The organism is Psychrobacter sp. W2-37-MNA-CIBAN-0211 (assembly GCF_040309405.1).
GTDB lineage: Bacteria > Pseudomonadota > Gammaproteobacteria > Pseudomonadales > Moraxellaceae > Psychrobacter > Psychrobacter glaciei.
Genome location: NZ_JBEOOU010000003.1, coordinates 40015 through 64304 on the forward strand (window position 1 = coordinate 40015; position 24290 = coordinate 64304).

Here is a 24290-nt window from a genome sequence, read left to right on the forward strand (position 1 = left end):
AACTCATACAGCCACTAGTTTATGAAATGTATAACAATCCCATCACTCCACCAAACCATCCAAAATCATTTTCACCTCCGTCACATATTGACCCAAATCTGGCTCTAAATTAAATCCTTCTACTGGTGTGGGTAAACCTTTCTGCTTGCCTAACCTCACAATAATTGTGTTCTCTTCAGGCAACACTAATACTCTCTGACCTAAATGACCAAGCATTGCATAAAACGGAATCGGACTCTCCATATCCGTCCACACTGAATGTCCATAAACTTGCGCCTGCCCTTCTGCAAATGCACTCGCGTTTGGCGTAATCATAAAATCAACATGCGCTTTGCTAAGCAGTTGCTCACCTTGCCACTCGCCACCGTTTAATAATAACTGCCCAAATTTAGCAAAATCTAGCGCACTGGCGTTTAGACAGCAATATACTTTTTCAATGCTCTCTGAGCCGTCAAGCGACCAATAGGCGTCGCCTTGCATCCCTAAAGGTTGCCAAAACTTCTCTTCCAAATAGCTAGAAAGTGTGTACCCATGAGGTTCTAACGCACGTGATAGAGCAATACCGAGCATTTGCGTATCACCTGATGAGTATTCGAACTGACCGCCACACGCCTCTACGAAATCTCGATTGACCATTTGCTTAACTAAGTCATGACCATAGTAGGATTCTGCGGTGGGGTTAATTGGAAAGTAGTAATCCTCCGTCCAATCATAGCCTGAGGTCATCGCTGATAAATCCGCGAGGGTACAATTTTGCGCGTATTGATTGTCCGCATATTCAGGCAACCACTTGGTAATCGGTTCATCAACGCTACCGATATATCCGTCCTCCACCGCTTTGAGATAGAGCATAGTCGTGACGGTTTTTGCCATCGAAAAGCTGTTGGTGTGCGAATCGCTGCCATAACCTTGCCAGTAGTTTTCGTACAGTAGCTTGCCGTCTTTGATAATAGCAAAGGCCACCGTTTGGTCTGTATCTAAAGCATTCTTCAACGTTGTGGTGAGTTTGACTTGCTCAAAATTGGAATCTTTTTCCCATTCGATAGCATCTTTTGCGCGGATAGTCCGATTATCAAAATCGATATAATCATCAATATTGGCAGTGGCTTCACCTTTAAGGTAAGTAAGCTGTAAACCGCGAAAGATATAAGCATTACCGGTCACTACTAAGCCCAAGCTGATAATAATTAATAAACCTAGGATGGGCACAATGATCCATTTAAACAGTGTCTTTAACACTACCATTATAAAATCCTTTTTTATGGCGTGATTGATAGATATGACTATCGTTGATAGGGTTTAATTTAGCATGGATAGGGAGGTTTGGGAGGGGGTTTTTTTGGGTGATGAGCTTAGAGCTAATAAGATTAACGTTCTCATATTCTTTCATGTAATAATAAACAAAATTTTATAAAATATGAATTAAATGCATTTGAAGATAAAATAACAAAAGTTTTCCTGAAAATGGTTAAGGGCGAAGCAGAATGTTGAATGATCAAGATATAATAGATGATGAATTAGAAATAAAAATTCCAACTAGAGCTAAACTTATCACGCTAGTATGGCTTCTCCTGTCTTTCATAATATTTCCTATTATCGCTAACTATTTCTTTAAGATTAATCTGCAAACAGTATCTATTGGTGAGTTTGGAGCATATCTTTCAGGTGTATTCTCTGTTTTGGCATTCTATGGATTTATAGAAGCCTACTTGATTCAAAGTCAAGAACTTAGGTTACAACGATTTGAACTCAAAGAATCTATCAAGGCTCAAAAAGGTTCTGAACAAGCTCTTAAAGAGCAATCAGAGGCGCTAAAATCTCAACTCAAAATTAGTGAAGAGCAATTTAATCTTTATTTATTAGAAGCTAAGGCTAAAATACCAGTTTTCACTCTTTTGAAAATACATACTTTCAAAGTCGAGTTCTTGCACAAAGAAAATCTTATTTCAAATGAAATTGACTTGTTGGAAGAGTCGATAGACTTACTACCTTTTAGAAGAGAGTCGTATAAATTAACAGAAATAATCATTTCAATAGAAGTAAATAACACTGGAGGCGGCGGTAGGCTTGTAGGTGTCAAAGGCCTGATGGAAGTTGATAGTGATTATTACATGCAATCTACTAGTTTTGATGTCATGAGTAGTTCAATGACTGACGCATATGATAATTACTTAATAAAATTTAAATATCAAGTTAATTCAATGGGTTTAGACGTGTTTTCAAGCAGTGCAATATTCAAAGCATTTATTATGGATTTCATTGAGAGTATAAAATTTGAGACTAACTTTAGAGGCAACGAAAGACCCTATAAACAGAATTATAAAATATGTAGAAGTAGTTTATTGGATCTACTATTACAACATAATAATACTCAAACTAGTAATTTTACAGAAATTGACAATAAATACTTATTATTATTTGGTTATGAAATAGAAATATTTGACTAAAATATAATTGCGACGACTACCTTAAGAGAAAAGCAAAAAAACGGCGAGATAATTAATCTCACCGCTTCTACGTTTAAACCCAAAAATCTAAATCAGTCTTAAATCGCTGCCGCAACCTCAGCACCATCACGAATCGCGCGTTTAGCATCCAGCTCAGCGGCAAGCTTGGCACCACCGATTAGGTGATATTGCGCGTCCGGTGCATCACCGACATTTGGCATCAGCTCAACCACAGACTCTTGACCGGCACAGACCACGACGCTATCGACACGGAGCAACTGAGTTTGACCTTGGTTATTGGTAATCCAAACACCTTCATTGGTAATCTTATCGTACTGCGCACCCGATACTTGGATGACACCGTGCGATTTGATATGAGCACGATGTACCCAGCCCGACGTTTTATTCAGACCACTACCCAAGCGACCTTTGGTACGCTGCATCAGATAGACTTGGCGAATAGGCTTGATGGCTTCAGGCTTAATCAGACCGCCCTCAGTTTGGTAATCGGTATCAGAAGTTACGCCCCACTCTTCACGCCACTCGCTAACTGACTGCGCTTTTGGACGATAGCTTGGGTCTTTTAACAGCTCAGGACCTAGCTCATCAAGCGGCTGACCATGCTTGGCGGTCAGATACTCACTGACGTCAAAACCAATACCGCCAGCACCGATGACGGCGACGGTATCACCAACTGATTTTTCACCAGAGAGCAATTCAGCATAGCTCATCACTTGTGGCAAGTCAGCTCCTTCGAGCTTACCTGCGAGACTTCTAGGCACCACACCAGTAGCAACGATGACATGATGGAATTTGGCTTTCTCTAGCATGGCTTTATCGACTTTGGTATTGAGTTTAATCTCGACGCCTAAGTGCTCAAGCTCATTGATATAGTAGCGAATGGTCTCAAAGAACTCTTCTTTACCCGGGATGACTTTGGCATAATTGAACTGCCCGCCCAAGATATCTTTTGCTTCAAATAGCGTGACCTTATGACCACGTAGCGCGGCGACATGAGCGGCTGACATACCAGCGACACCGCCACCAATGACTGCGACCTTTTTAGGTTTTTTGGTTTTCTTATAAACCAATTCAGTCTCGTAGCAGGCTTGAGGATTGACCAGACAAGTTGAGCGTTTATTGGCAAAAGTATGATCGAGGCAAGCTTGGTTACAGGCGATACAGGTATTGATGCGATCGGCTTGACCGTTTTTGGCTTTATTAACCCAATGGGCATCGGCTAAGAATGGACGCGCCATTTGAATCATATCCGCCTGACCACTGGCAACAATCTCTTCAGCGGTTTCTGGCATATTGATACGGTTAGCCGCCATCATTGGGATGTTGATGTGTTTTTTAATTTCAGCGGTAAAATCAACAAACGCCGCACGCGGTACACTAGTGACAATCGTCGGAATGCGAGCTTCATGCCAGCCGATGCCCGTATTCATGATGGTCACGCCCGCCTCTTCTAACGCTTTGGCAACAGTGATGACTTCGTCCATGACGTTACCGTCTTTGACCAAGTCAATCACTGATAAGCGAAATAGAATAATAAAGTCTTCACCGGCAGCTTCTCGCACCGCTTTAACCACGTCAACCGCAAACTTCATACGATTTTGAATGTCACCGCCATACTCGTCCGTCCGTTTATTGACATGGCGCGATAAAAACTGATTCAGCAAATACCCTTCTGAGCCCATGATTTCGACACCATCATAACCCGCCTGCTTAGCAAGCTTTGCGCAACGGGCATAATCTTTTACCGTTTGCTCGATATTTTTAATGCTCATCTTACGCGGTTTAAATGGCGAGATTGGTGATTTTATCGGACTTGATGACACCACAAACGGTTGATAACCATAGCGTCCACTGTGCAAAATTTGCATGATGATTTTGCTGTCATACTTATGTGCTGCACGAGTGACACGCTGATGATTAATCACATCAGCTTTGGTGTTCATCGTGCCACCGACAGGCGACAACCAGCCTTCACGATTCGGCGCAATACCACCGGTAATCATCATCGCCACGCCGCCTTTGGCACGCTCTGCGAAATATGCTGCCAGTTTACCGTAATTATAAAAACGGTCTTCGAGACCTGTATGCATCGACCCCATCACTAAGCGATTTTTTAGCGTGGTAAAGCCCAAGTCTAACGGCTCAAATAAATGTGGATAGTGCTCATTGGTGCTAGCGGTCTCAATAGAATTGGCAGTGCGGCTGGCGGTCATATCATTTTCCTTATGAATGGTTTGTTGATCTAAACACAGTTTACAGTTTTACATGACTGGTATCGTAACACACCGCTATTATTATCAGCTACGCAGACGAGCGACTGATGAGTGAGCACTATATCGACAACCCTCTTTAATCGCGCAATTTTATGGTATTTGGTTAAGTAAAAACCACAAAATCAGCCTAACTTTGCCACGCCTTTGGCTATAATAAAGGCTAATTATCAATAGAAAAACCCTGAGCTATAAAAATAGCCAAACTCAAAGTACGATAAAGGACTATCTCCATGACTGACTTTCACACAGGTCTCGGCAAAACCCCTGCCAATTATCAACCGCTGACTCCCATCGATTTTATCATTCGCAGTGCACAAGTTTATCCTGACAAAACTGCGATCATCTACGATGACCTAGAGCACAATGACCTCACACAGACTTGGCAACAGACCTACGATCGTTGCAGGCAGTTGTCAGATGGCTTACGTAAACTGGGTATTGATAAAAATGACACCGTCGCGGTCATGATGCCCAACACCCCAGCGATGGTCGAATGTGCCTTTGGCGTGCCCATGTCAGGCGGTGTACTTTGTACCTTAAACACCCGTCTCGATATCAATGCGCTTACCTTTTGCTTACAGCACTCAGAAGCCAAAGTGTTGATTTTAGACAGTGAGTTTGCTGATTATGCTGAGATTATCGATGAGACTTTTCCCAACCTAATCGTCATTCATGCGACAGACAACGCTATCGATGTCGAGCGCTTTGGAAAAATGAGTTATGAAGCATTGATTGCCAGCTCAGACAGCTTAGATAACTGGGAAAAGCCAGCAGATGAATGGGATGCAATTGCGCTGAACTATACGTCTGGTACCACGGGCAAGCCCAAAGGCGTGGTCTATCATCATCGCGGTGCCACCCTCAATGCGGTCTCTAATATTTTAGATTGGGACATGCCCAAGCACCCAATGTATCTGTGGACACTGCCATTATTTCATTGCAATGGCTGGTGCTTTCCGTGGACGATCGCTGAGCGCGCTGGGGTCAATGTCTGCTTGCGAAACATTGATGCTGATTTGATATTGCAGTTGATTGCCAAGCATCAAGTCAGCCATTATTGTTCAGCGCCTGTGGTGCACAATATGATTGCGGGCGGCAAACCTGAGTATAAAGAAGCCATCACTCATACGGTCAAAGGCTGGGTCGCTGGTGCGCCGCCATCTGAGACCATGCTCGCAGCCATGGAAGCGATGGGTTTTCACATCTCTCACGTTTATGGTCTCACTGAAGTTTATGGGCCCGTCACCGTCTGCGCAGAACAAGAAGAATGGGATACGCTTGATGTCGCTGGCCGCGCGCAGAAAAAATCACGTCAAGGGGTGACGTCGCATTTGATGACGGGATTTGACGTGTTCAAACAAGGCACGACTGAACCCGTTGCCGCTGATGGTGAGGAAATGGGCGAGCTGGCACTGCGCGGTAACATGGTCATGAAAGGCTATCTAAAAAGCCGTAAAGCGACCGAAGAAGCCTTTGCTGATGGCTGGTTCCGTACGGGTGATTTGGGCGTCAAATATCCTGATGGCTATATCAAAATCACGGATCGACTCAAAGACATCATCATCTCAGGCGGGGAAAACATCTCTAGTATTGAAGTCGAGAACGTCTTATATAAAATGCCTGAAATCCAAAGCTGTGCTGTCGTCGCCGCGCCACATGATAAATGGGGTGAAGTCCCTGTCGCTTTTATCGAAATCCATGAAGGTAGCACCTTGCAGCGCGATACCGTCATGGAACATTGCAAGCAGCATTTAGCGGGCTTTAAAGTGCCCAAGTATATTGTGTTTGCCGAAATTCCAAAGACCAGTACGGGTAAAGTACAGAAATTTGAGCTGCGCCAAGCCGCCAAATCATTGGCACATGAAACGCCTAAAGTCACAGCAAGCGCCAAGTAAACTTTTATCATTAAGCTTGAATAATATGGAAGTATCGTCAATATTAATGAAACATCATTGATAAAAAAGGGTCAGCCTAATTGAATTAGTCTGACCCTTTTATTGAGCTATCAACCAAGCTCATGTTAATTAAGCTTCGGCTCAAGCCATTGATAGACCAACATCCCGACGATCATCGCTGGAATAAAAACATACGCTTGCCATTGTCCCGTCCCAAGCAGCACGATACCTGGTCCTGGGCAAATACCAACCAGACCCCAACCGATACCAAACAGCATTGCGCCGATAAGCAGTTTTTTATTGATGGTGGTTTTGTTTGGCATCTCAATCAATGTGCCAATCCAACTGGTCTGTTGGCGCTTAGCCAGCTGCACACCGACTATCGCTACTGCAAGACCACCGCCCATCACCAGTGCGAGTGAAATATCCCACGCACCAAAGACGTCCAAAAATCCCTGCACTTTAACAGGCTCGGTCATACCAGATATCAATAACCCAAAGCCAAATAATAATCCAGCCAGTAATCCAATTATATTTTTTAGCATGGTTGTGTCTCGCTATTCTCTTCTATTTATAGTATCAAGCACTGCCTTCGCAACGTGCTGTCTATGGCGCTGTTTAAATCAAACCCAAGCCATGCCGACCAATATAGACGGTCACAACGCCAAACAACATAAAAGTCACTGTCGCTGCCATAGAACGTGGTGACAGACGCGCATTACCGCAGATACCGTGACCACTCGTGCAGCCAGAACCCAAGCGCGTGCCGAAACCAACCAGTAATCCCGCCCCAATTAATAATGGCAAAGAAGTACTCATCTCTATATCAGGTAACGGTTTTCCCAGACCATATAGTATTGGCGAGACAACCATGCCAACTATGAACAATACCTGCCACATCTCTACTTGCTTGGGTTTAAGCAGATTTGAGAAAATACCACTGACACCAGCGATACGCCCAATACCTAATAGCAGAATAACTGTCGCTACACCCAGTATCAGACCACCCACTAAGGAGATAGGCGTAAATACTTGCCAGTCTATTTGTATATTCATAATATTTACCTAGCTTGCTTGTTTTCTCAGTTGCTTAGTTGCTTAATTCATTGATAAGTAACTAACTCATATGACAACTTTCGATTTATTAAAAAACATTATATTATAAAATATAATAAAAAGGTAAAAAAATACTGAACCTATTGTTATAAAGGCTCAGTATTTTTAAGTTAAACAGATTCCATTTTGAGTAGCAAGGAAAGCGAGCATCAGTGCTACTTCAAATAGATAAAGCAAGTTTGGCACAGCCAATCATGTTTCTGCGACAGCTGCTACTTCGCCAATACTTTATCAAGCGCGGTTTCAAAACGCGTTACCGCGCCATCAATATCCGTCAATTTATCTAGACCAAACAAACCCAAACGGAAGGTTTTAAAGTTTTCTGGTTCGCCAACTTTTAATGGTACGCCAGCGGCGATTTGCAAGCCCGCTTCAGCAAAAGCGCTACCTTTATGCATGTCATCACGCTCAGTATAAGCCACGACCACACCTGGCGCTTTAAAGCCTTCAGCGGCAACACTTTTGACGCCTTTGTCTTCCATGACCTTACGGACACGGTTACCAAGCTCCCATTGTGCGTCAGACAGTTTAGCAAAGCCCACTTCTTTGGCCTCATTAATAGTATCGCGGAACTGACGCAGGCCATCGGTTGGCATGGTCGCATGATAAGCATGACCGCCATTTTCGTAGGCGCGCATGATGTTTAACCATTGCTTAAGATCGAGGCTAAAGCTATCAGATTCTGTATCATCGACTTTTTTGACAGCTGCATCACTTAGCATCACCAAGCCAGCACAAGGAGTACTGCTCCAGCCTTTTTGTGGCGCGCTGATAAGCACGTCAATGCCTAAGGCTTTCATATCCAACCAAACACAACCTGAGGCGATGCAATCGATGACCAATAAGCCACCTACGCTATGGACGGCTTCGCCCAATGCTTTAATATAGTCGTCTGGTAGAATGATACCAGCTGAAGTTTCGACGTGCGGGGCAAAAACGATGGCTGGTTTTTGTTCTTTGATTTTTGCCACAGCGACATCGATATCGACTGGTGCAAACGGCTTTGGCGCATCAGTATTTTCTGTACGATCAGCGGTCAATACCGTCGATGACTTAGCAATATTGCCTTTTTCTAGGATTTGCGTCCAGCGGTAGCTAAACCAACCGTTTCGGATAATCAGACAATCTTCATCCTTTGCCAATTGACGGGCGACAGCTTCCATCCCATAAGTACCAGAACCCGGCACAATAGCGACGGCATCGGCGTTATAGACTGACTTTAGCTCGCTAGATAAGTCGTTCATTACTTGTTGAAAGACTTTAGACATATGGTTGAGAGCGCGGTCAGTGTAAACCACTGAATATTCTAATAGGCCATTTGGATCAATATCTTGACGTAATGCAGTCATGGAACGCTCCTAGTTTATGGTTAGATAATTTGATGGCGCTTAAGTCTCAGTACAGCCATATCCAAATATGGATACAGCCTAGGTACTAATATCGGATAAGAAACCAGAAAACGACGTAAGGCTGACAATATTGTACTTTAGCCTAGAGCGTGTCCTCAATCTGAACGGAAGCGACTAAATGGGCTAAAAATGAATATTGATAAAGCCTATAAACGCTAAGCCAATATATTCATAGCTATACGCTTAGCGAACACCAGTACGGTATCTTAATCCAAACCATTTATTTAATGAGAGCTTGATATTAGCACCGATACCGAGGGTTGACAACGATATGCCTAGGCAATGATATGACTTGCACTGTTGACTGTTTATTGGTAAATACGGCTTATTGGTAAATGCTGTGCTAATCAGCATCAATGTCCACGATTGGCATCTTTTAGTCCTGAGACGACAAAGTCTAACAATTCACTGTCCCCTTCGCGTGCCGCTTTACGCATCAGCTTGGATGGCGCATGGGTCAAGGTTTGGGTTAAACGTCTCGACAGCTCGGCTATGATATCTTCAGGGCTCGCACCCTCAGCATTAAGCTTAGCAATAGACTCATTAAGCAGCTTATCTACTTGGTCATGAGTACGCTCACGATACTGCTGAATGTCTTTGCCGACTTGGCGCACTTGAAAGCGTCGATCCATTTCGACGACCAATTGGCTAACGAGTAGCTCAGCGTCTACTGCTGCTTGACGACGCTGTTCAATATTACCTGCGATCACATGTTGCAAGTCGTCGACAGAATATAAATACACGTCATCTATGCGGCTCACGGTCGAATCGATATCACGTGGCACCGCCAAATCTATCATCAGCATTGGCTGATAACGACGACGTTTTAGCGCCTGCAATGTCATGGTCTTATCTATTAATAAATCCATACTACCGCTACAGCTACTGACAATATCAGCCTCTGCCAGCACTTGCGGCAACGCTTGCAAAGTTCTGACTTCCACTTGTCGTCCAGGTTTACGCAGCTCAGCCGCTAGAGCCTCAGCACGCTCAGGGTTGCGGTTGCAAATAATCACCCGCCCCACCCCAAGCCCCGCAATATGTGTGGCAACCAAACGATTCATCTCACCAGCGGCAACCACCAACAAAGTACGATTGGGCAAGTCGTCAAAAATTTGCGTGACCAATTTAGCCGCAGCAAAGCTGAGCGATACGGCTTGAGCGCCAACCTTGGTTTCATTACGTACCCGTTTGGCAGCAGCGAATACCTGATCGACGATCCAACCTAGCTGATTGCTTAATACTTTTTGTTCTTGCGCCATATGTACGGAGCGCTTGATTTGACCCAATATCTGCGGCTCACCCAATATCATAGAGTCCAGCCCAGCAGCAACCCTCAACCAATGAGTCAAGGCGTGAGTATCACGGTGCACATATAGATATGGGTCAATCTCGGTGAGCGACAGTTGCTTAAAATCAGCCAGCCAAGTTTTAATCTTCACGATATGGGCGCTGATGGCCGCTGATGAGATATTGGTGCTGAGCGCAGCATTGCTAGTATTGCTGATAAAAGATGGCGAGGTAACGTCATTGACCGTGGGCGACGTTACTGCTTGCTGAGACTGAGACAAAGTCTGCGGAACGAGGGCATAAATCTCAGTACGGTTGCACGTAGAGACAATCACACTACCATCGGTAAAGGCCTCTAACTGCTCAAGGGCGATAGCCACATCCTCACCCACAAGCGCCAAGCGCTCTCGTAGAGCGACTGGTGCGGTTTTGTGATTGACCCCAATGACCACTAATCTCATTATTGATAGACCATAAATATAACGCTCACTTGCCAGCCAAGCGTGCTCGCCGTTTGCCAAAGGCAGTTTTTATAAAAAAGCAGTTTTTATAAATTGGAAAAGCAGTGTTTAGCAAACAGCGCTTAAAGGAAAACCTAAAACCGCTTATTATATCATTATTGCTGGCTTTATTTAACACTCGACCACCTGTGGTGACTATTTGCTTGTATCTGGGCGCATGAGTAACAAATCAACTACCTGATAGATTTTTTGGACGAATAATTGAGTAACACGGGCGCTATTGTTTATCACCTCAATCTCCTTTTATAATATCGATCATGGGTACTGGCTGCCGATGTCTATTTTAAAATCATCAGGATAAAATTGCCTTATTAATGAGTAAACAATAGGTGTACACTGCTATTTATGATTTTTTTTGAGTCATCATTTCGATCACAACTTGTGCATAACGATCAATCTAGCCTTCGCGCTTTATTACACGTCATTATTGAACGTCTATGCCAACGTTATAAGCTAACACTATCGTTGGCCATTTGTTTGTGCCTAGCCTCACCCGCTCAGGCCAATCCGCTCGACCCATCAGACATTCATAATGCCACTAATAATCAATCCTCATTAAGCCAGCCTTCAGTCGCAATGATGAATACAGATGCGACTAATCCTAATACATTTTCCAATAAACCAACACAGAACGAGTCAACAACGACAATAACAAGTGTGGCGAATGTAAATAGCTTACCACCGACGATTGCCGCACAACCAACGCTGACCGAGCCAAGCTTGTATGCGCTTTTGGATGCAGAGTTTTCGGCTGACCGCAATGACAGACGCCGGGCGGTGATGATTTATAAGCAGCAATCTTTTAAAGAAGATGCGACGGCAGTGTTTGAGAGAGCGCTTAGCTTATCTTTGCGTAATGAGAGTGTCGAAGCTTCCTTACAATTTGCCAAAACGTGGCAAGATCAAAATCCTGATCATGTCCCCGCATGGTTTTATGTGGCACATTTGGCCTTGCGCGCGCACGATTATCTGTTGGCAGGTGAAACCTTAAATCGCATCTTGCGTTATGACCCTCGGGCAGACTTAAGCGAAATCCTTATCGGTATTTACCCTAATACTGATAATGACAAGCGAGAATTACTTGCTGCCCTACAGCCCCTTGATAGTGAACAAAATGCCTCGCTATCGGTGTTAAAGGCAGGCTTGCTATACCAATTTAACGAACCTGAAATTGCCATCGTCCATATCAATCGCGCGCTAGAGCGTCAGCCTGACTATGTACCTTTTGTCACCTTAAAAGCAGATATATTGCGCAAAATAGAAAAGCCTGAAATGGTGATTAATTATGTTAGCCAATCACGTCTGCGTAATCCTGATAGCAAAAGCTTGTACCTATACGAAATTCGTTACTTACTGGATTTGAAACAAAGCAAGCAAGCGTGGCAGCTATTACTGGAGGCGCACAATCGCTTTGCTGATGATGCTGAGATCACCTTATTGGCCGCACTGGTCAGCTTGGACATCGAAGAGTATCCTAGTGCCGATCGCCTACTCAATATGCTGGCAAAAAGTCCTGCTTACCTTGACCAAGCCTATTATTACCTCGGTATCAGTGCCGAGCGCCAGCAACGCTTTGATCAAGCGAAATACTATCTCAATGGTGTTATGCAAGAAGACTTGGTGCTAGAAGCACGCAAAAAAGTCGTCGCTTTTGAGTTGATTAATGATGACGTAGATGCAGCCATCGCTACCTTAGAAAAATTACGCAAAGAATTTAACGTCTTTGCGCCTGACACTTATGTGCTACAAGCCGATATTTTATGGCAACAGAATGAGCCAGAGGAAGCGCTGCGGTTGTTGACGCGGGCAGCGCGTAAGTATCCTAATAGTGAGATGTTACTGTTTGCCCGTGCTCAGCTGTTAGATGATAAAGCCGACTACGTGGTCAAACGCACCTTGCTCAATCACTTACAAGCGCTCGATCCTAACAATCTCTCTTATCAGCTCAGTTACGCCCAATTATTGCTCTCCAACGAGCGCAGCTCTGAGCAAGGGTTGGCGCTAGCGACAGCGATTATCCAAATTCGCTATGATGACCCACGTTACGATAACGAGCTACATCTGCAAGCATTGAATATCTTGGCAGGCAACGCCTTGGCCAATGAAGACTACCGCCAAGTGATCAACTACCTGCAAACCCCTTACGATGTCTTACCCACTCTACGCTCAGGGACGCTATTGCTGCGTGCTTATCAAGGCCTAGGGGATAATGACAAAGTCGACGCCTTGCTCGCCGATCTACAGCAGCGCTTCTCATTCGGGCAGCATAATGTTAATGACCGCATACAACTGTATTAATGACAGTTGGCGTCATTTTTAAGCAATATTTTGTATAACAAATAAGCCATAACCATTGCGCAAGCTATCAAAACCCAAGTTATCAAAGCTACAAGGCTCTTATAAGAAGCTAACAGCGACGTATAAATGGGTAACAAATTCAGCTTAAGCTATTATCTTTGTTAATTTTGAGGAAGCATCATGTCAGTATCACAAACAATCCCTTTTCAAGCCAAAAAACTCAGTCTAATGACGGCTTTAACAGCAGCCATTTTGGTGACGACTGGTTGTCAGTCATTAAAAACCACCAGCGGCACAAACCAAGCTAGTAGCACCGTACAGGGACAAAGTGGCCAGCAGCCACAGAAGCTTGAGAGCTTCAATATCACTGGCAAAATTGGCGTTACGACACCTGCTAATGATACTAACGGTGCTCAAGGCGGCAGTGCCTTTTACGCGTGGGGACAACAAAACGACCGCTTTGCGATTGAGTTGATTGGTGCACTCGGGATTGGTAAAACCAACATTGAATACAATGGTCAAACGGCAACATTAGTCAGCGAAAAAACTGGTACATTGACCGCTGATGATCCTGAGACCTTACTCAAAAAAGCCACTGGCTGGCAAGCACCGATCTCGCAAATGCCGTATTGGGTATCTGGTCGCCCAGCGCCTTCCGACACCGCCCCTACCCTTGACAATCAAAATCGTTTGATTAGCTCAGTTAATGGTGAGTGGAATGCTAGCTTTACCTACAAAGGCAACGATAAGCTGCCTAGTAAAATCAGCGCTGCACAATCACAAGGCAATAAAGTCGTCATGACGATTGATCATCAGAATCGTTAAAGCATTGAAATATTTAAACGTTGAAATATTGAAACATTCATAAATCAAATGGCGATGCAAAATAATATGAGCGCTAAAACGACCATCACTCGCTTATCCCCAGCAAAAATCAATCTGTTTTTGCACATTACTGGTAAGCGTACTGATGGCTATCATGACTTGCAAACCGTGTTTCGCTTGCTTGATTGGGGCGATTATTTGCATTTTTCGGTGACCGATGATGCATTGATTTCTACGGCTGATAATCGGTTAAATGCCAATAAGCTTTGTCTTCAGCTGCTGACCTTAACTGGCGCAGACGCAATAACTGCCAGTATAGATGACAATTTGATTTTTAAAGCCGCACACGCATTGCTAGCATTTGTCATAGAATCAACCAGATTACTTAAGCAATTAGCGTCAGTGGAAATTACTTTAGACAAGCATTTGCCGATGGGCGCAGGCTTGGGCGGTGGTTCTTCCAATGCCGCGACGACGCTACTAACATTAAATGAGATTTGGCAGCTTAATTTAACGTGTGATGAGCTGATAAAAATCGGTGCTAAAGTGGGTGCCGACGTACCAATATTTATCTTTGGGCAAGATGCGATTGCGATGGGTATTGGCGAGGAGCTGACAGCGATTGACTTGCCTGAGCAGCAATACTTAGTCCTAACGCCAAACGCGCATGTGAATACCGCCAAACTGTTCGCCCACCCTGAATTAAAGCGCGATATTACGCCACTATCAATTGAGACGATTAAGAGTCAGTCTAATGACTATGACAAACAGTTAAATGCGCCTTACCAAAATGTCTTTACACCAGTGGTGACCAGCCTTGCCCCTGCTGTCGATGAAGCGCTTCAATATTTGCAACGTTTAGAAGAGCAGGCATTGGGTACAGCACGTATGACTGGCTCTGGTAGTGCAGTGTTTTTGCCGTTAGATGTGAATATTGCTACTGATAAGGCACTTTTGGCGAAATGGATTGCGGATGCGCCTTGTTCGGTATATATAGTTGGGAGTTTATAACTGCGCAAGTTTTTATAGATAGGTGAAAAGGTAAGAGCCGCAAATACTATCAAGCCTAAAGCATTTAAGAGCAAAATATGATCACTCTCGGAAATACAGAAACTATTGCTTTTAAAATACACGAAATGGAAAAGCCATTCATAGTGATGGATATTATTGTGAACTCAGTAAATATCAGTTATCAAGATAATAATTATTATGCGTTTCCACTTGTTAACAATATTAAGAAAGAAATAGAACTTATTACTGATGGCGAATTTCACCTAAATAAAAGCTTGATCAATAAACCACTAAGCAAGCTACACGATATTTTTTATGAAACTGAAACTGGAGTTTACGATAGCAGTAGTGAGAAAACTAACTTTTTGTTCTATGACTTATCTACTAACAAATCTCTATTTTACGTTTACCAAGAAGATGAATGTCTGATATTTTTTGGGAAATTTTTTGATAGTAATAATACTATCACTTCAAGAATAAAGAAAAGTGAGTTCTTAGCTACATTGCTAAAGCTGTTGCATACAGTTGAGTCTTACGCTGCTCCTCGGAACATATAAGACTACTTTGGAAATTCTGTACCAGACACGCTAGTCTCAAGCTCACTAATATAGCCCTACGAGAGAATATCAGTAAGGCATCAATCCTTATTACCGACTTTCACCATATACCTATCGAAATCATACCGTCCTTGATGAATTAAGAATAAATAGCAGAAAAAGCCGCAAATGACTTGCAAAATCTGAAAATTTACTTATAATAGGTCGCCTCAATAGGGGTATAGCCAAGTTGGTAAGGCATCAGGTTTTGATCCTGACATCCGTTGGTTCGAGTCCAGCTACCCCTACCATTTTTTAGTACGAAGCGTTCGATAGACACTGATTATAATTGGTATTATAAATACTCACTTATTTTGATTGTCATTGACAACGTTATCCCAGTTTCGGTATAGTTCGCAATGGACACCGCTAGGGAAAAAGTTGTTTTTTAGACGGTTTAATCGTTTATCAGATAACTAACAGGTGATGACATCATTCTAAGAATAACTAGTAGTTACTATTAGATATCAGATGTTCATAGCCTAGACATTACAGGGGTATAGCCAAGTTGGTAAGGCATCAGGTTTTGATCCTGACATCCGTTGGTTCGAGTCCAGCTACCCCTACCATTTTTTACTGTAATAGTAGTCTCCAATCATTTTCACCACTCTTTTCTGAATTTGAGCAGTTTGACACTGCTTAGCGGTCGCTGCTTGAGTCAATCAATAGGACTTCTGTCATGCCTTATTTGGCGATTTTTACGGGCAATGCCCACCCAGAATTAGCAAAAACCGTAGCCGATCACCTTCATATACCTCTTGGTAAAGCTGACATCACGCGTTTTTCTGATGGCGAAATTGCCGTGGAAATCAAAGAACACGTACGTGGTAAAGATGTGTTTATCATGCAGCCTACTTGTGCACCGACCAATGACAACTTGATGGAAATCATGATGATGGCTGACGCTTTGCGTCGCTCTAGTGCTGGCCGTATCACAGCTGTTATGCCTTATTTCGGTTATGCCCGCCAAGACCGTCGTCCTCGTTCAGCTCGCGTACCTATTTCGGCTAAAGTCGTCGCTGACATGTTAAACATCGTTAGTATCGATCGCGTCATGACCGTTGATTTGCATTCAGATCAGATTCAAGGCTTCTTTGATATTCCAGTTGACAACATCTACGGTACGCCCGTACTACTCAACGACCTCAAAAAACAAGACTATGACAATATCATGGTGGTTTCACCTGACGTTGGCGGTGTGGTACGTGCGCGTGCGATGGCCAAGCAATTGGGCGATACTGACATGGCGATTATTGATAAACGCCGTGCCCGTGCCAATGAATCACAAGTGATGCATATCATCGGTGATGTTCGTGACCGTGATTGCGTGATCGTTGATGATATGGTCGATACTGCAGGCACATTGTGTAAAGCGGCTGAAGCATTAAAAGCAAACGGTGCGCGTCGCGTCTTAGCTTACATTACTCACCCTGTTCTATCGGGTAATGCGCTGAAAAACATCAGCGAATCTGCGCTAGACGAAGTGGTCGTTACCGATACAATTCCGTTATCGGCTGAAGCTAAAGCATGTAGCAAAATTCGTCAGGTCAGTATTGCCCCAATGCTTGCTGAAAGCTTACGTCGTATTAACAACGAAGAATCTATTAGCGCAATGTTTGATGCCTAATTTTAAACCGTTATTGCAGTGATTTTGATAGTGAGCACTGTGACCACGAAGCCCTAATAGCAAAAAATAGAGCGTCAAGTATCATTACTTGGCGCTTTTTTTAGGTAAGCCTTTTTTCTAGGTCTTTATTATCACAACAAAACCACGTATAATGCGCGCCTGTGCCGACCATTTATCTTATCTAAAGTGGTCGATATTACCAAAAGTGCTGATCACGCTGATAAGTAATGGCTTTTATGCTCACTATAATGACTTTTATGATCATTATAGTGATAGAAATCCTTGCTATGAGCGAATGGTTTAAGAGGCTGATTGATTGTTAGTTATTATTAATCATTAGCCATCTTAGCTATCATCACGTCTTAGTGGATCGGTCGCAAATCCACTTTTTATGACCAGACACTTTTTCATTCTTTTTATAGGATTATATCCATGAGCATTAACCATTTCGAGCTAAACGCAGTTGATCGTTCTGCTGAACAACAAGGTAAAGGTGCGAGCCGCCGCCTACGTAAGCAGAATCTAGTTCCTGCTATTATTTATGGTGGCAACGAAGAGCCTACCTCTATCTCTATCAAGATTAACGAATTGGTAAAATCGCTTGAATTTGAAGCGTTTTTCTCGCACATTTTGACCATCAATGTTGACGGCGTAGAACACCAAGCTGTTATCAAAGATTTGCAACGCCATCCAGCTAAAGGCTTCCCAATGCATGCTGACTTCCAGCGCATTGTGAAAGGTCAAAAAATCCACATGAATGTTCCTGTGCATTTCACTGGTCGTGAAGATGCGCCTGGTACTGCGGCTGCTGGTGTATTGTCTACGCTAGTATCTGACATCGAAATCATCTGCCTACCATCACTACTTCCTGAGTATCTAGAAGTAGACGTATCTGGTATGGAAATCGGTGATTTGTTCCGTCTATCAGACATCAAACTTCCTGAAGGCGTTGTAATCCATGAGCTTGAGCTAGAAGACGGCCATGACCGTACTATCGTTAACATGCAGCCACCAACGGTTGAAGAAGTTGACGAAGATGCAGCTGACGTTGATGCAGCTGACGTACCAGCCACTGAGCAAGATGCTGACGGCGAAACTGAAGACAAGAAAGACGGCGAATAATAAACCACTACTATGTAGCGACTTATCGTATGCTACGTAGAAAAGGTTTGTTTGGTTAGAAAAACAGCAGGTGATGAATATCTCCTGCTGTTTTTGTCCGTAATGTTTGAAAATTAGGACAACTTTTATGTAGGCTAAATATTATAGAGTCGTCTTACTTTTCAAACATTATCACTCATTTATTAACTTTAAGCAGGGTGTTTTTATGGCCATAAAACTTATTGTCGGTCTTGGTAATCCTGGTCAGCAGTATATGTTTACGCGTCATAATGCAGGATTTTGGTTCGTCCATCATTTAGCGCAGCAGTTTAATATCACGCTCGCCCCTGACAAAAAGTTTCACGGGGTAACAGGACGCGGGCAAATTCATGGTCACGATGTTCGTCTTTTGATGCCGCTGACTTTTATGAATAAATCTGGTCAGTCGGTGGTACCCATGATTAATTTTTATGGCATCCACAATGATGAATTGTTGATCGCTCATGATGAGCTGGATATTCCCGCTGGTAGTATCAAGCTCAAAACAGATGGTGGTCATGGTGGTCATAATGGTCTGCGTGATATCACCCCGCATATCGGTAATGATTTTCATCGCCTACGTGTGGGTATCGGCCACCCTGGTCAAAAATCTAAAGTCAGTGGGCATGTCCTTTCTAAAGCGTCTCCCGATGAGCAAATTGCCATTGATAGCGCATTGACTGCTGCCTTTGAGGCCTTGCCATTACTGCTAGGTGGTGATGTCGAAAAAGCACGTTCACAAATTAATGGCTTTAAATTACCCGAATAATATAGTGGTGCTATTATAATGGCCTTTTATTTTGGCAGTTCTGTCCCCATTAACCTTTTGATTTAGTTATTTAATATCAGTTACGCTAAGGAAGCAACCTATGCTACTTAATATGCTTAAATGCAAATTACACCGTGCTCGCGTTACCCATGCCGAGCTTCATTATGAAGGCTCATGTGGTATCGATGGTGATCTGTTAGATCTTGCTGGTCTACGTGAAAATGAATCTATCGATATCTATAATGTGACCAATGGCAAGCGCTTTCGCACCTACGCTATTCGTGCTGAAGCAGGCTCTGGTATTATCTCGCTAAATGGTGCTGCGGCGCATATGGCAGATTTGGGTGATATCGTCATCATTTGTGCTTATGCGCATTTTGATGAAGTTGAAGCTTCAACGTATCAGCCAAAACTGGTCTATTGTAATGAAGACAACACCGTAAAAGACACAGCAAACATCATTCCGGTACAAGTGGCTTAAAGCACTGGAACACCGAAGATTTTTGGATAAAGCAAGGATAAACAATCGACTAAGCTGTTGAAGTTATTCTTATTATCCAACCAAAACTGCTATGCTAATATGAGAGCTGAATCTCCATTCTGATTCAGCTTTTTTTTATGCCATTTTTATATGGCAAATTCACATTTTATACCACTCTTAAAAGATGAAGTCGTCAGAAAAATAAATGTCAGCGCTATGTTTTTAGGCTAAATGAATTTGACACGGCTAAGCGTATTTTTAGGTTTGGTATTAATACTAATTTGGTATTAACACTAATAAGGAAACAGACTGATGTGGTTGGCAGTTATTGCAGTATTGATCGGACTAGCTATTCTTGTTTGGAGTGCAGACCTTTTTGTTGATGGCGCCACTGCCTTAGCAAAAAAATTCAACGTCCCTAGTTTCTTAATAGGTGTGTTGATTTTGGGTGTGGGTACATCCGCCCCTGAGATGGTCGTGTCGGTATTGGCGGCACTAGAAGGCAGCCCTGATTTGGCATTAGGCAACGCTTATGGCTCAAACATCATCAATATTGCGCTGGTATTGGGTGCAACCGTATTGATTAGCCCTATTATCATTCGTAAGGGCATCATCAAGCGTGATTTACCTCTATTGGTATTGATTACTATGGTCGCCGCATGGCAGCTGCGTGATGGGCAATTAGACCAAGCAGATGCGATTGTGTTGATAGCGCTGCTGGTCGTGACTTTAGGCATTCAGATTGTACTAAGCTTACGTGAAGGCAACCATGAGCACGAAGGAGAACCCATAGCAGAAAGCGTCGATGCTGAACATATCGAGCAAACCCTAACACGGGGACTCATCAGCTTAGTTATCGGCATGCTTTTACTGGTCATTAGCTCACGAGCTATAGTTTGGGGTGCAGTAGAATTGGCAACGCTGTGGGGCGTTAGCGAACTGGTGATTGGATTGACGATTGTTGCTGTGGGGACATCGTTACCTGAGCTGGTATCGAGCTTATCAGCTGCCCGTAAAGGCGAACACGACATGGCACTGGGTAATATTATTGGCTCTAATATATTTAACACCTTGGGCGTCGTTGGTCTCGCAGCGCTTATAGCGCCAATCACAGTCAGTCCAATCATCTTATCGCGCGATATAGTGGCTATGGGATTGGTCACCTTGTTACTCTTGGTATTGTGCGGGTTTGCCTTTATGAGTAAGCGTCCATTCGGTCGCACTTCTGGGTCGACTTTGGTCTTATTCTTTGTCGGCTATACTTTATGGCTGATACAAACCGTCAACCTGTAACGCTTAGAGTGTATTAACAGACCTAAAAATGCATGAACAGACTATGGCGATGATAATGCGGTTTATTTTCCTTGCTTGCGGTTTCTAATGACCCGCCATAGTCCTTCATTCTCTGCTTTTGGCATTTTTAACGTGATGGTATTTGATAGCATATCTTGTACCGCGAGACCACGCGGATTGAAGAAGCAAAAAGCATAATTAAAGATGAAGCCCAAAAAAGCACTGGTTAATAAGATAGCCCGCGAGCCATCGATGACACTACCAATAATGCCAAATATGAGTGGCATGATAAAGGCGGCTAAAATGCGCTTAAAGGACTGACCCCACGTCAGTAAATGACCGCTATTATTGACTGTTTTTAAGCGCCACGTCTGCATACCTAATGTCTGCCCACCGCGACGCCAAAATATCCCGTAGAACCCCACCAGCGTCAGTATAAAAGACGGCGTCATAATAAAGTTTTGATACCATGTCGGCAGCGACTGCGCTTGTGAGGACTCGCTACCCGTCTCCATAGTCATAAGTGTGCCAATCACCGTCAGCAAAGTCCCTACCAAAAATAACAACGCTAAAATCAACATCCCATCATAAAGGATCGCTGCCATACGAGTGCTAGGTTTGGCAATCGTTGGTTCTTCAATTTCAGGGGCACGAGGCATGGAGGTTTTTGGTGGCAATTTGGCTTTATTAGCCGCTTTTGACGACGATTTTGACATGATACAAGCCCATAGCAAGCGAAAAATAGAGCGCTCATTGTACCGTAATTCAGGCGCTTATCGTATATTATGATGAGAGAAGACGTCAGATGCAAAAGACTGTTTATTCAAATTTAGAGGGAGGATAACAAGTAGGACATGGCTTTATAATATAAATAGTAGTTTTATAAATAGTGGCTTTATAAAAACTGTAGACATAAAAAAACCGCCAAATTGTCATAAGACAGGCGATTATTTTAATGTTTCTTTAACTGGGTTAAAGAAGTGATAATGCAAATGGTGCGCTTGGAGAGATTCGAACTCCCGACCCCTTAGTTCGTAGCCAAGTGCTCTATCCAACTGAGCTACAAGCGCGTACTTTGCACATCATTCACTACGCAGTAAATAACTTTGTAGTAAATTAGGTTGGTCATTATATAGATAATATCGCTTGTGTCAACATCTTTATTCATTAAAATCAAATTTCTTTTTAAATGATAAAAAATCAACCACTACTTTTTGCGATACTACTCTAAAAACAACACTATAAATGGAGGTGAAGGAGGGATTCGAACCCTCGATACGCGCAAACGTATGGTTCCTTAGCAGGGAACTGGTTTCAGCCACTCACCCACTTCACCAAACGATGTAAGACTTTTTAAGTTCTAAAAAATAGTATTATTGCTGATAATACGTCTTATCCCGTGGGCGAGTATTATAGCAAAGCCGAAACGAATTGCAAGCGTTGTCTACAGATTTAATGCGATTTTTATCATATTTATTTGTTTACGTCGCCTTATACCCTTTTGAACGACCAAAGTACCAGAATAATCAGTAAAAACGAGGTTTAGAGCAGTCAGCCTAATCTGATACCATTCACAAAAATTAGAGTAGCAAGGAAAACGAGTGTAAGTGCTACGCATTGTAGACTAAACGAGTTTGGCACCGCTAATCGTACTTTTTGGGTTTGGTATGCGTTGTTATTGATTGGTGGATTGACCGTCTATACACAATCTCTAACCTGCTATGGCTTTTTTGGTAGTGGGTGTCTATAGTATTTGTTACTCATTTTAGATTATGTCAAAGGAAGTATTATGCGACCAGTAGTACTGTGTTTTTCAGGATTGGATCCCTCAGGCGGTGCTGGATTACAAGCAGACATCGAAGCCATTGGTCAAGCAGGTGGTCATGCTGCCATTGCTTGTACGGCCATTACCATACAAAGCTCGCAGCAAGTTTTTGGTTTTGAAGCTTGTAGCGCTGAATTAGTCAGAAATCAAGCTATGGCAGTGCTCGATGATTTGCCAGTAAAGGTGATCAAATCGGGCATGCTCGGCACTACTGATAATATAAAAATGATGACTAGATTATTCGCTAATAAAGTCATCAAGAAACACACCTCTTTTGTACTAGACCCAGTGTTGGTTGCCAATAGTGGCGGTAGTTTGGGTGACGAGCAGACGTTGGTCGCCGCTTTCAAGAAGCTGCTGCCCTATGCCTCTCTAATTACCCCAAACACTCATGAACTGCGAGCCTTGAGCGGTGAGCAAGACTTGCATACAGCTGCGAAAAAACTGTGCGCACAAGGGTCTTATGCCGTATTGGTCAAAACCTCACACGATTTTGATAGCGGTGATATCGAGCAATATTTATATATACAAGGTGACATGGTGCATAAAAGCACTTTACCGCGCCTAACAGGTGAATTTCATGGCTCTGGCTGCTCGCTGGCTAGCTTTATCGCTGGACGCTTGGCGATGGGAGACGTGCTTATCGATGCGGTCAAAGCAGCCGATAGCTGGATTACACAAACCCTGCGTGCGGCTGATGCTCCGCACCCTGATGATAGCCAAGCCCAATTGATACCTAATCGCTTTATAGACTTTCAGAATAATCTATAAACGATAAATAAAAAAAGACGCTCTATATTAATAGAGCGTCTTTTTTAGCGAATCTTTTCTTAGCTTTCTGTCTTTACTTTACTAGCCCAACATCGGCATAAAGCTCGCTGCCAAACCACCAATGAGCATTTCGAGCAGAATAAAAGCAAAAAAGGCGACCATGGGTGACAAGTCAAGCATGCCTAAGTTTGGTGTGATACGGCGAAAGGGCGCTAAGATTGGCTCAGCCAAATTAATGATGATACCAATAATAGGATGCTCAGATTTAGTAAACACGACAATCCAGCTCACAATGATAGAGCCGATGACCAAATAGCGACACATGCGTAAAAAGTCTAATATCAAGCTGATGGTACCCGTAAAAAATAGCGGGACAGGTGCGATGCCTTTATGGGTCAACGCGGCTTTACCAGAGATATCAATCAGGCGTATCAAAAACATCAGCACGATGGCGGCAATACTGATACGACCTTGCCCGACAGTTGGGAAAATACGCCCAAACACATCGACGATATGGGTCGCTTTGTAAGCCGGAGCAATCATCGGATTGCTGGCATCCATCCCTGCAAATTGCAGCATAAAACGGATGAAGACCAACATCATAGCGAAGGTGGTGACCAAATCAAAAATTTGAAATAACAGGTTGTTCATGAATTGCTACTCAATGGGCTTGTACGCTAAT

The 24290-nt window shown here is 43.3% G+C and carries 20 protein-coding genes and 4 tRNA genes; 14 read left to right on the top strand and 10 right to left on the bottom strand.

What is annotated here, in order from left to right:
- Nucleotides 1-42: 42 nt before the first annotated feature.
- Nucleotides 43-1245, bottom strand: a complete 1203-nt coding sequence (locus tag AAEY72_RS04765) for a serine hydrolase domain-containing protein (RefSeq protein ID WP_352309640.1) — start codon at nt 1243-1245, stop codon at nt 43-45.
- A gap of 239 nt (nt 1246-1484) precedes the next feature.
- Here AAEY72_RS04765 and AAEY72_RS04770 point away from each other — a divergent pair, with 239 nt between their 5' ends.
- Nucleotides 1485-2447, top strand: a complete 963-nt coding sequence (locus AAEY72_RS04770) for a hypothetical protein (RefSeq protein ID WP_352309642.1) — start codon at nt 1485-1487, stop codon at nt 2445-2447.
- Between the two features lie 98 nt (nt 2448-2545).
- On the opposite strand, the gene AAEY72_RS04775 is transcribed toward AAEY72_RS04770, so the two are convergent.
- The gene (locus tag AAEY72_RS04775) at nt 2546-4681 is read right to left on the bottom strand and encodes an NADPH-dependent 2,4-dienoyl-CoA reductase (protein ID WP_189583222.1); all 2136 of its coding nucleotides are present in this window, start codon (nt 4679-4681) and stop codon (nt 2546-2548) included.
- A 290-nt stretch (nt 4682-4971) separates the two neighbouring features.
- Between AAEY72_RS04775 and AAEY72_RS04780 the strand changes: the two genes are divergently transcribed.
- Complete coding sequence (locus AAEY72_RS04780) at nt 4972-6636, top strand: AMP-binding protein (RefSeq protein WP_352309643.1); 1665 nt, start codon at nt 4972-4974, stop codon at nt 6634-6636.
- Between the two features lie 125 nt (nt 6637-6761).
- On the opposite strand, the gene AAEY72_RS04785 is transcribed toward AAEY72_RS04780, so the two are convergent.
- The 4 genes from AAEY72_RS04785 to hemA all read right to left on the bottom strand — a co-directional run bounded on the left by AAEY72_RS04785 (nt 6762) and on the right by hemA (nt 10912).
- Nucleotides 6762-7181 carry a DUF6691 family protein gene (locus AAEY72_RS04785; RefSeq protein WP_240216239.1) on the bottom strand — a complete coding sequence of 140 codons (420 nt, stop codon included), beginning with the start codon at nt 7179-7181 and terminating at the stop codon, nt 6762-6764.
- Between the two features lie 73 nt (nt 7182-7254).
- Nucleotides 7255-7692, bottom strand: a complete 438-nt coding sequence (locus tag AAEY72_RS04790; protein WP_352309644.1) for a YeeE/YedE family protein — start codon at nt 7690-7692, stop codon at nt 7255-7257.
- 272 nt (nt 7693-7964) lie between these two features.
- Nucleotides 7965-9101, bottom strand: coding sequence for an aminotransferase class V-fold PLP-dependent enzyme (locus tag AAEY72_RS04795; RefSeq protein ID WP_352309645.1), 1137 nt, complete (start codon nt 9099-9101; stop codon nt 7965-7967).
- Nucleotides 9102-9514: 413 nt separating this feature from the next.
- Nucleotides 9515-10912 carry a glutamyl-tRNA reductase gene (gene hemA / locus AAEY72_RS04800; RefSeq protein WP_352309646.1) on the bottom strand — a complete coding sequence of 466 codons (1398 nt, stop codon included), beginning with the start codon at nt 10910-10912 and terminating at the stop codon, nt 9515-9517.
- A gap of 441 nt (nt 10913-11353) precedes the next feature.
- On the opposite strand from hemA, the gene AAEY72_RS04805 reads away from it, so the two are divergent.
- The 11 genes from AAEY72_RS04805 (at nt 11354) to AAEY72_RS04855 (ending at nt 21012) form a co-directional block, all read left to right on the top strand.
- Nucleotides 11354-13270: a tetratricopeptide repeat protein gene (locus tag AAEY72_RS04805; protein ID WP_352309647.1), complete on the top strand. Its 1917-nt coding sequence runs from the start codon at nt 11354-11356 to the stop codon at nt 13268-13270.
- A 180-nt stretch (nt 13271-13450) separates the two neighbouring features.
- Entirely contained in the window at nt 13451-14095 is a 645-nt protein-coding gene (gene lolB / locus AAEY72_RS04810) for a lipoprotein insertase outer membrane protein LolB (RefSeq protein ID WP_352309648.1), read from the top strand.
- Between the two features lie 54 nt (nt 14096-14149).
- Nucleotides 14150-15106 (top strand): 4-(cytidine 5'-diphospho)-2-C-methyl-D-erythritol kinase, encoded by a 957-nt coding sequence (ispE, locus tag AAEY72_RS04815; protein ID WP_502945348.1) that lies wholly within the window; start codon nt 14150-14152, stop codon nt 15104-15106.
- Between the two features lie 77 nt (nt 15107-15183).
- Nucleotides 15184-15663, top strand: a complete 480-nt coding sequence (locus AAEY72_RS04820; RefSeq protein ID WP_201593611.1) for a hypothetical protein — start codon at nt 15184-15186, stop codon at nt 15661-15663.
- A 214-nt stretch (nt 15664-15877) separates the two neighbouring features.
- Nucleotides 15878-15953, top strand: a tRNA-Gln gene (locus AAEY72_RS04825).
- 242 nt (nt 15954-16195) lie between these two features.
- Nucleotides 16196-16271, top strand: a tRNA-Gln gene (locus AAEY72_RS04830).
- A 110-nt stretch (nt 16272-16381) separates the two neighbouring features.
- Nucleotides 16382-17329, top strand: coding sequence for a ribose-phosphate pyrophosphokinase (locus AAEY72_RS04835; protein WP_010196062.1), 948 nt, complete (start codon nt 16382-16384; stop codon nt 17327-17329).
- 432 nt (nt 17330-17761) lie between these two features.
- Nucleotides 17762-18451 (top strand): 50S ribosomal protein L25/general stress protein Ctc, encoded by a 690-nt coding sequence (locus tag AAEY72_RS04840; RefSeq protein WP_010196063.1) that lies wholly within the window; start codon nt 17762-17764, stop codon nt 18449-18451.
- Between the two features lie 205 nt (nt 18452-18656).
- Entirely contained in the window at nt 18657-19238 is a 582-nt protein-coding gene (gene pth / locus AAEY72_RS04845) for an aminoacyl-tRNA hydrolase (protein ID WP_352309651.1), read from the top strand.
- 100 nt (nt 19239-19338) lie between these two features.
- Nucleotides 19339-19719 carry an aspartate 1-decarboxylase gene (panD, locus tag AAEY72_RS04850; RefSeq protein WP_010196068.1) on the top strand — a complete coding sequence of 127 codons (381 nt, stop codon included), beginning with the start codon at nt 19339-19341 and terminating at the stop codon, nt 19717-19719.
- A 312-nt stretch (nt 19720-20031) separates the two neighbouring features.
- The gene (locus tag AAEY72_RS04855) at nt 20032-21012 is read left to right on the top strand and encodes a calcium/sodium antiporter (protein ID WP_060490271.1); all 981 of its coding nucleotides are present in this window, start codon (nt 20032-20034) and stop codon (nt 21010-21012) included.
- Nucleotides 21013-21074: 62 nt separating this feature from the next.
- On the opposite strand, the gene AAEY72_RS04860 is transcribed toward AAEY72_RS04855, so the two are convergent.
- The 3 genes from AAEY72_RS04860 to AAEY72_RS04870 form a co-directional block, all read right to left on the bottom strand.
- The gene (locus tag AAEY72_RS04860) at nt 21075-21728 is read right to left on the bottom strand and encodes an RDD family protein (protein ID WP_352309652.1); all 654 of its coding nucleotides are present in this window, start codon (nt 21726-21728) and stop codon (nt 21075-21077) included.
- A 277-nt stretch (nt 21729-22005) separates the two neighbouring features.
- Nucleotides 22006-22082: transfer RNA gene (locus AAEY72_RS04865), tRNA-Arg, on the bottom strand.
- A 176-nt stretch (nt 22083-22258) separates the two neighbouring features.
- Nucleotides 22259-22348 (bottom strand) — tRNA-Ser (locus AAEY72_RS04870).
- A 453-nt stretch (nt 22349-22801) separates the two neighbouring features.
- Here AAEY72_RS04870 and AAEY72_RS04875 point away from each other — a divergent pair.
- A complete protein-coding gene (locus AAEY72_RS04875; protein WP_352309653.1) occupies nt 22802-23608 on the top strand; it encodes a hydroxymethylpyrimidine/phosphomethylpyrimidine kinase in 807 nt (268 codons plus the stop codon).
- Between the two features lie 81 nt (nt 23609-23689).
- Here AAEY72_RS04875 and AAEY72_RS04880 read toward each other — a convergent pair whose 3' ends face one another.
- Nucleotides 23690-24259, bottom strand: coding sequence for a YggT family protein (locus tag AAEY72_RS04880; RefSeq protein WP_010196074.1), 570 nt, complete (start codon nt 24257-24259; stop codon nt 23690-23692).
- Between the last annotated feature and the right edge of the window lie 31 nt (nt 24260-24290).

Bases quoted from the DNA above. Each gene is read 5' to 3' on its own strand.
- AAEY72_RS04860 (WP_352309652.1), bottom strand. From the start codon at position 21,728: ATGTCAAAATCGTCGTCAAAAGCGGCTAATAAAGCCAAATTGCCACCA.
- AAEY72_RS04840 (WP_010196063.1), top strand. From the start codon at position 17,762: ATGAGCATTAACCATTTCGAGCTAAACGCAGTTGATCGTTCTGCTGAA.
- lolB (WP_352309648.1), top strand. From the start codon at position 13,451: ATGTCAGTATCACAAACAATCCCTTTTCAAGCCAAAAAACTCAGTCTA.
- AAEY72_RS04820 (WP_201593611.1), top strand. From the start codon at position 15,184: ATGATCACTCTCGGAAATACAGAAACTATTGCTTTTAAAATACACGAA.
- AAEY72_RS04785 (WP_240216239.1), bottom strand. From the start codon at position 7,181: ATGCTAAAAAATATAATTGGATTACTGGCTGGATTATTATTTGGCTTT.
- AAEY72_RS04770 (WP_352309642.1), top strand. From the start codon at position 1,485: ATGTTGAATGATCAAGATATAATAGATGATGAATTAGAAATAAAAATT.
- pth (WP_352309651.1), top strand. From the start codon at position 18,657: ATGGCCATAAAACTTATTGTCGGTCTTGGTAATCCTGGTCAGCAGTAT.
- AAEY72_RS04855 (WP_060490271.1), top strand. From the start codon at position 20,032: ATGTGGTTGGCAGTTATTGCAGTATTGATCGGACTAGCTATTCTTGTT.
- AAEY72_RS04780 (WP_352309643.1), top strand. From the start codon at position 4,972: ATGACTGACTTTCACACAGGTCTCGGCAAAACCCCTGCCAATTATCAA.
- AAEY72_RS04765 (WP_352309640.1), bottom strand. From the start codon at position 1,245: ATGGTAGTGTTAAAGACACTGTTTAAATGGATCATTGTGCCCATCCTA.
- AAEY72_RS04875 (WP_352309653.1), top strand. From the start codon at position 22,802: ATGCGACCAGTAGTACTGTGTTTTTCAGGATTGGATCCCTCAGGCGGT.
- hemA (WP_352309646.1), bottom strand. From the start codon at position 10,912: ATGAGATTAGTGGTCATTGGGGTCAATCACAAAACCGCACCAGTCGCT.
- panD (WP_010196068.1), top strand. From the start codon at position 19,339: ATGCTACTTAATATGCTTAAATGCAAATTACACCGTGCTCGCGTTACC.
- ispE (WP_502945348.1), top strand. From the start codon at position 14,150: ATGCAAAATAATATGAGCGCTAAAACGACCATCACTCGCTTATCCCCA.
- AAEY72_RS04790 (WP_352309644.1), bottom strand. From the start codon at position 7,692: ATGAATATACAAATAGACTGGCAAGTATTTACGCCTATCTCCTTAGTG.
- AAEY72_RS04880 (WP_010196074.1), bottom strand. From the start codon at position 24,259: ATGAACAACCTGTTATTTCAAATTTTTGATTTGGTCACCACCTTCGCT.
- AAEY72_RS04795 (WP_352309645.1), bottom strand. From the start codon at position 9,101: ATGACTGCATTACGTCAAGATATTGATCCAAATGGCCTATTAGAATAT.
- AAEY72_RS04835 (WP_010196062.1), top strand. From the start codon at position 16,382: ATGCCTTATTTGGCGATTTTTACGGGCAATGCCCACCCAGAATTAGCA.
- AAEY72_RS04775 (WP_189583222.1), bottom strand. From the start codon at position 4,681: ATGACCGCCAGCCGCACTGCCAATTCTATTGAGACCGCTAGCACCAAT.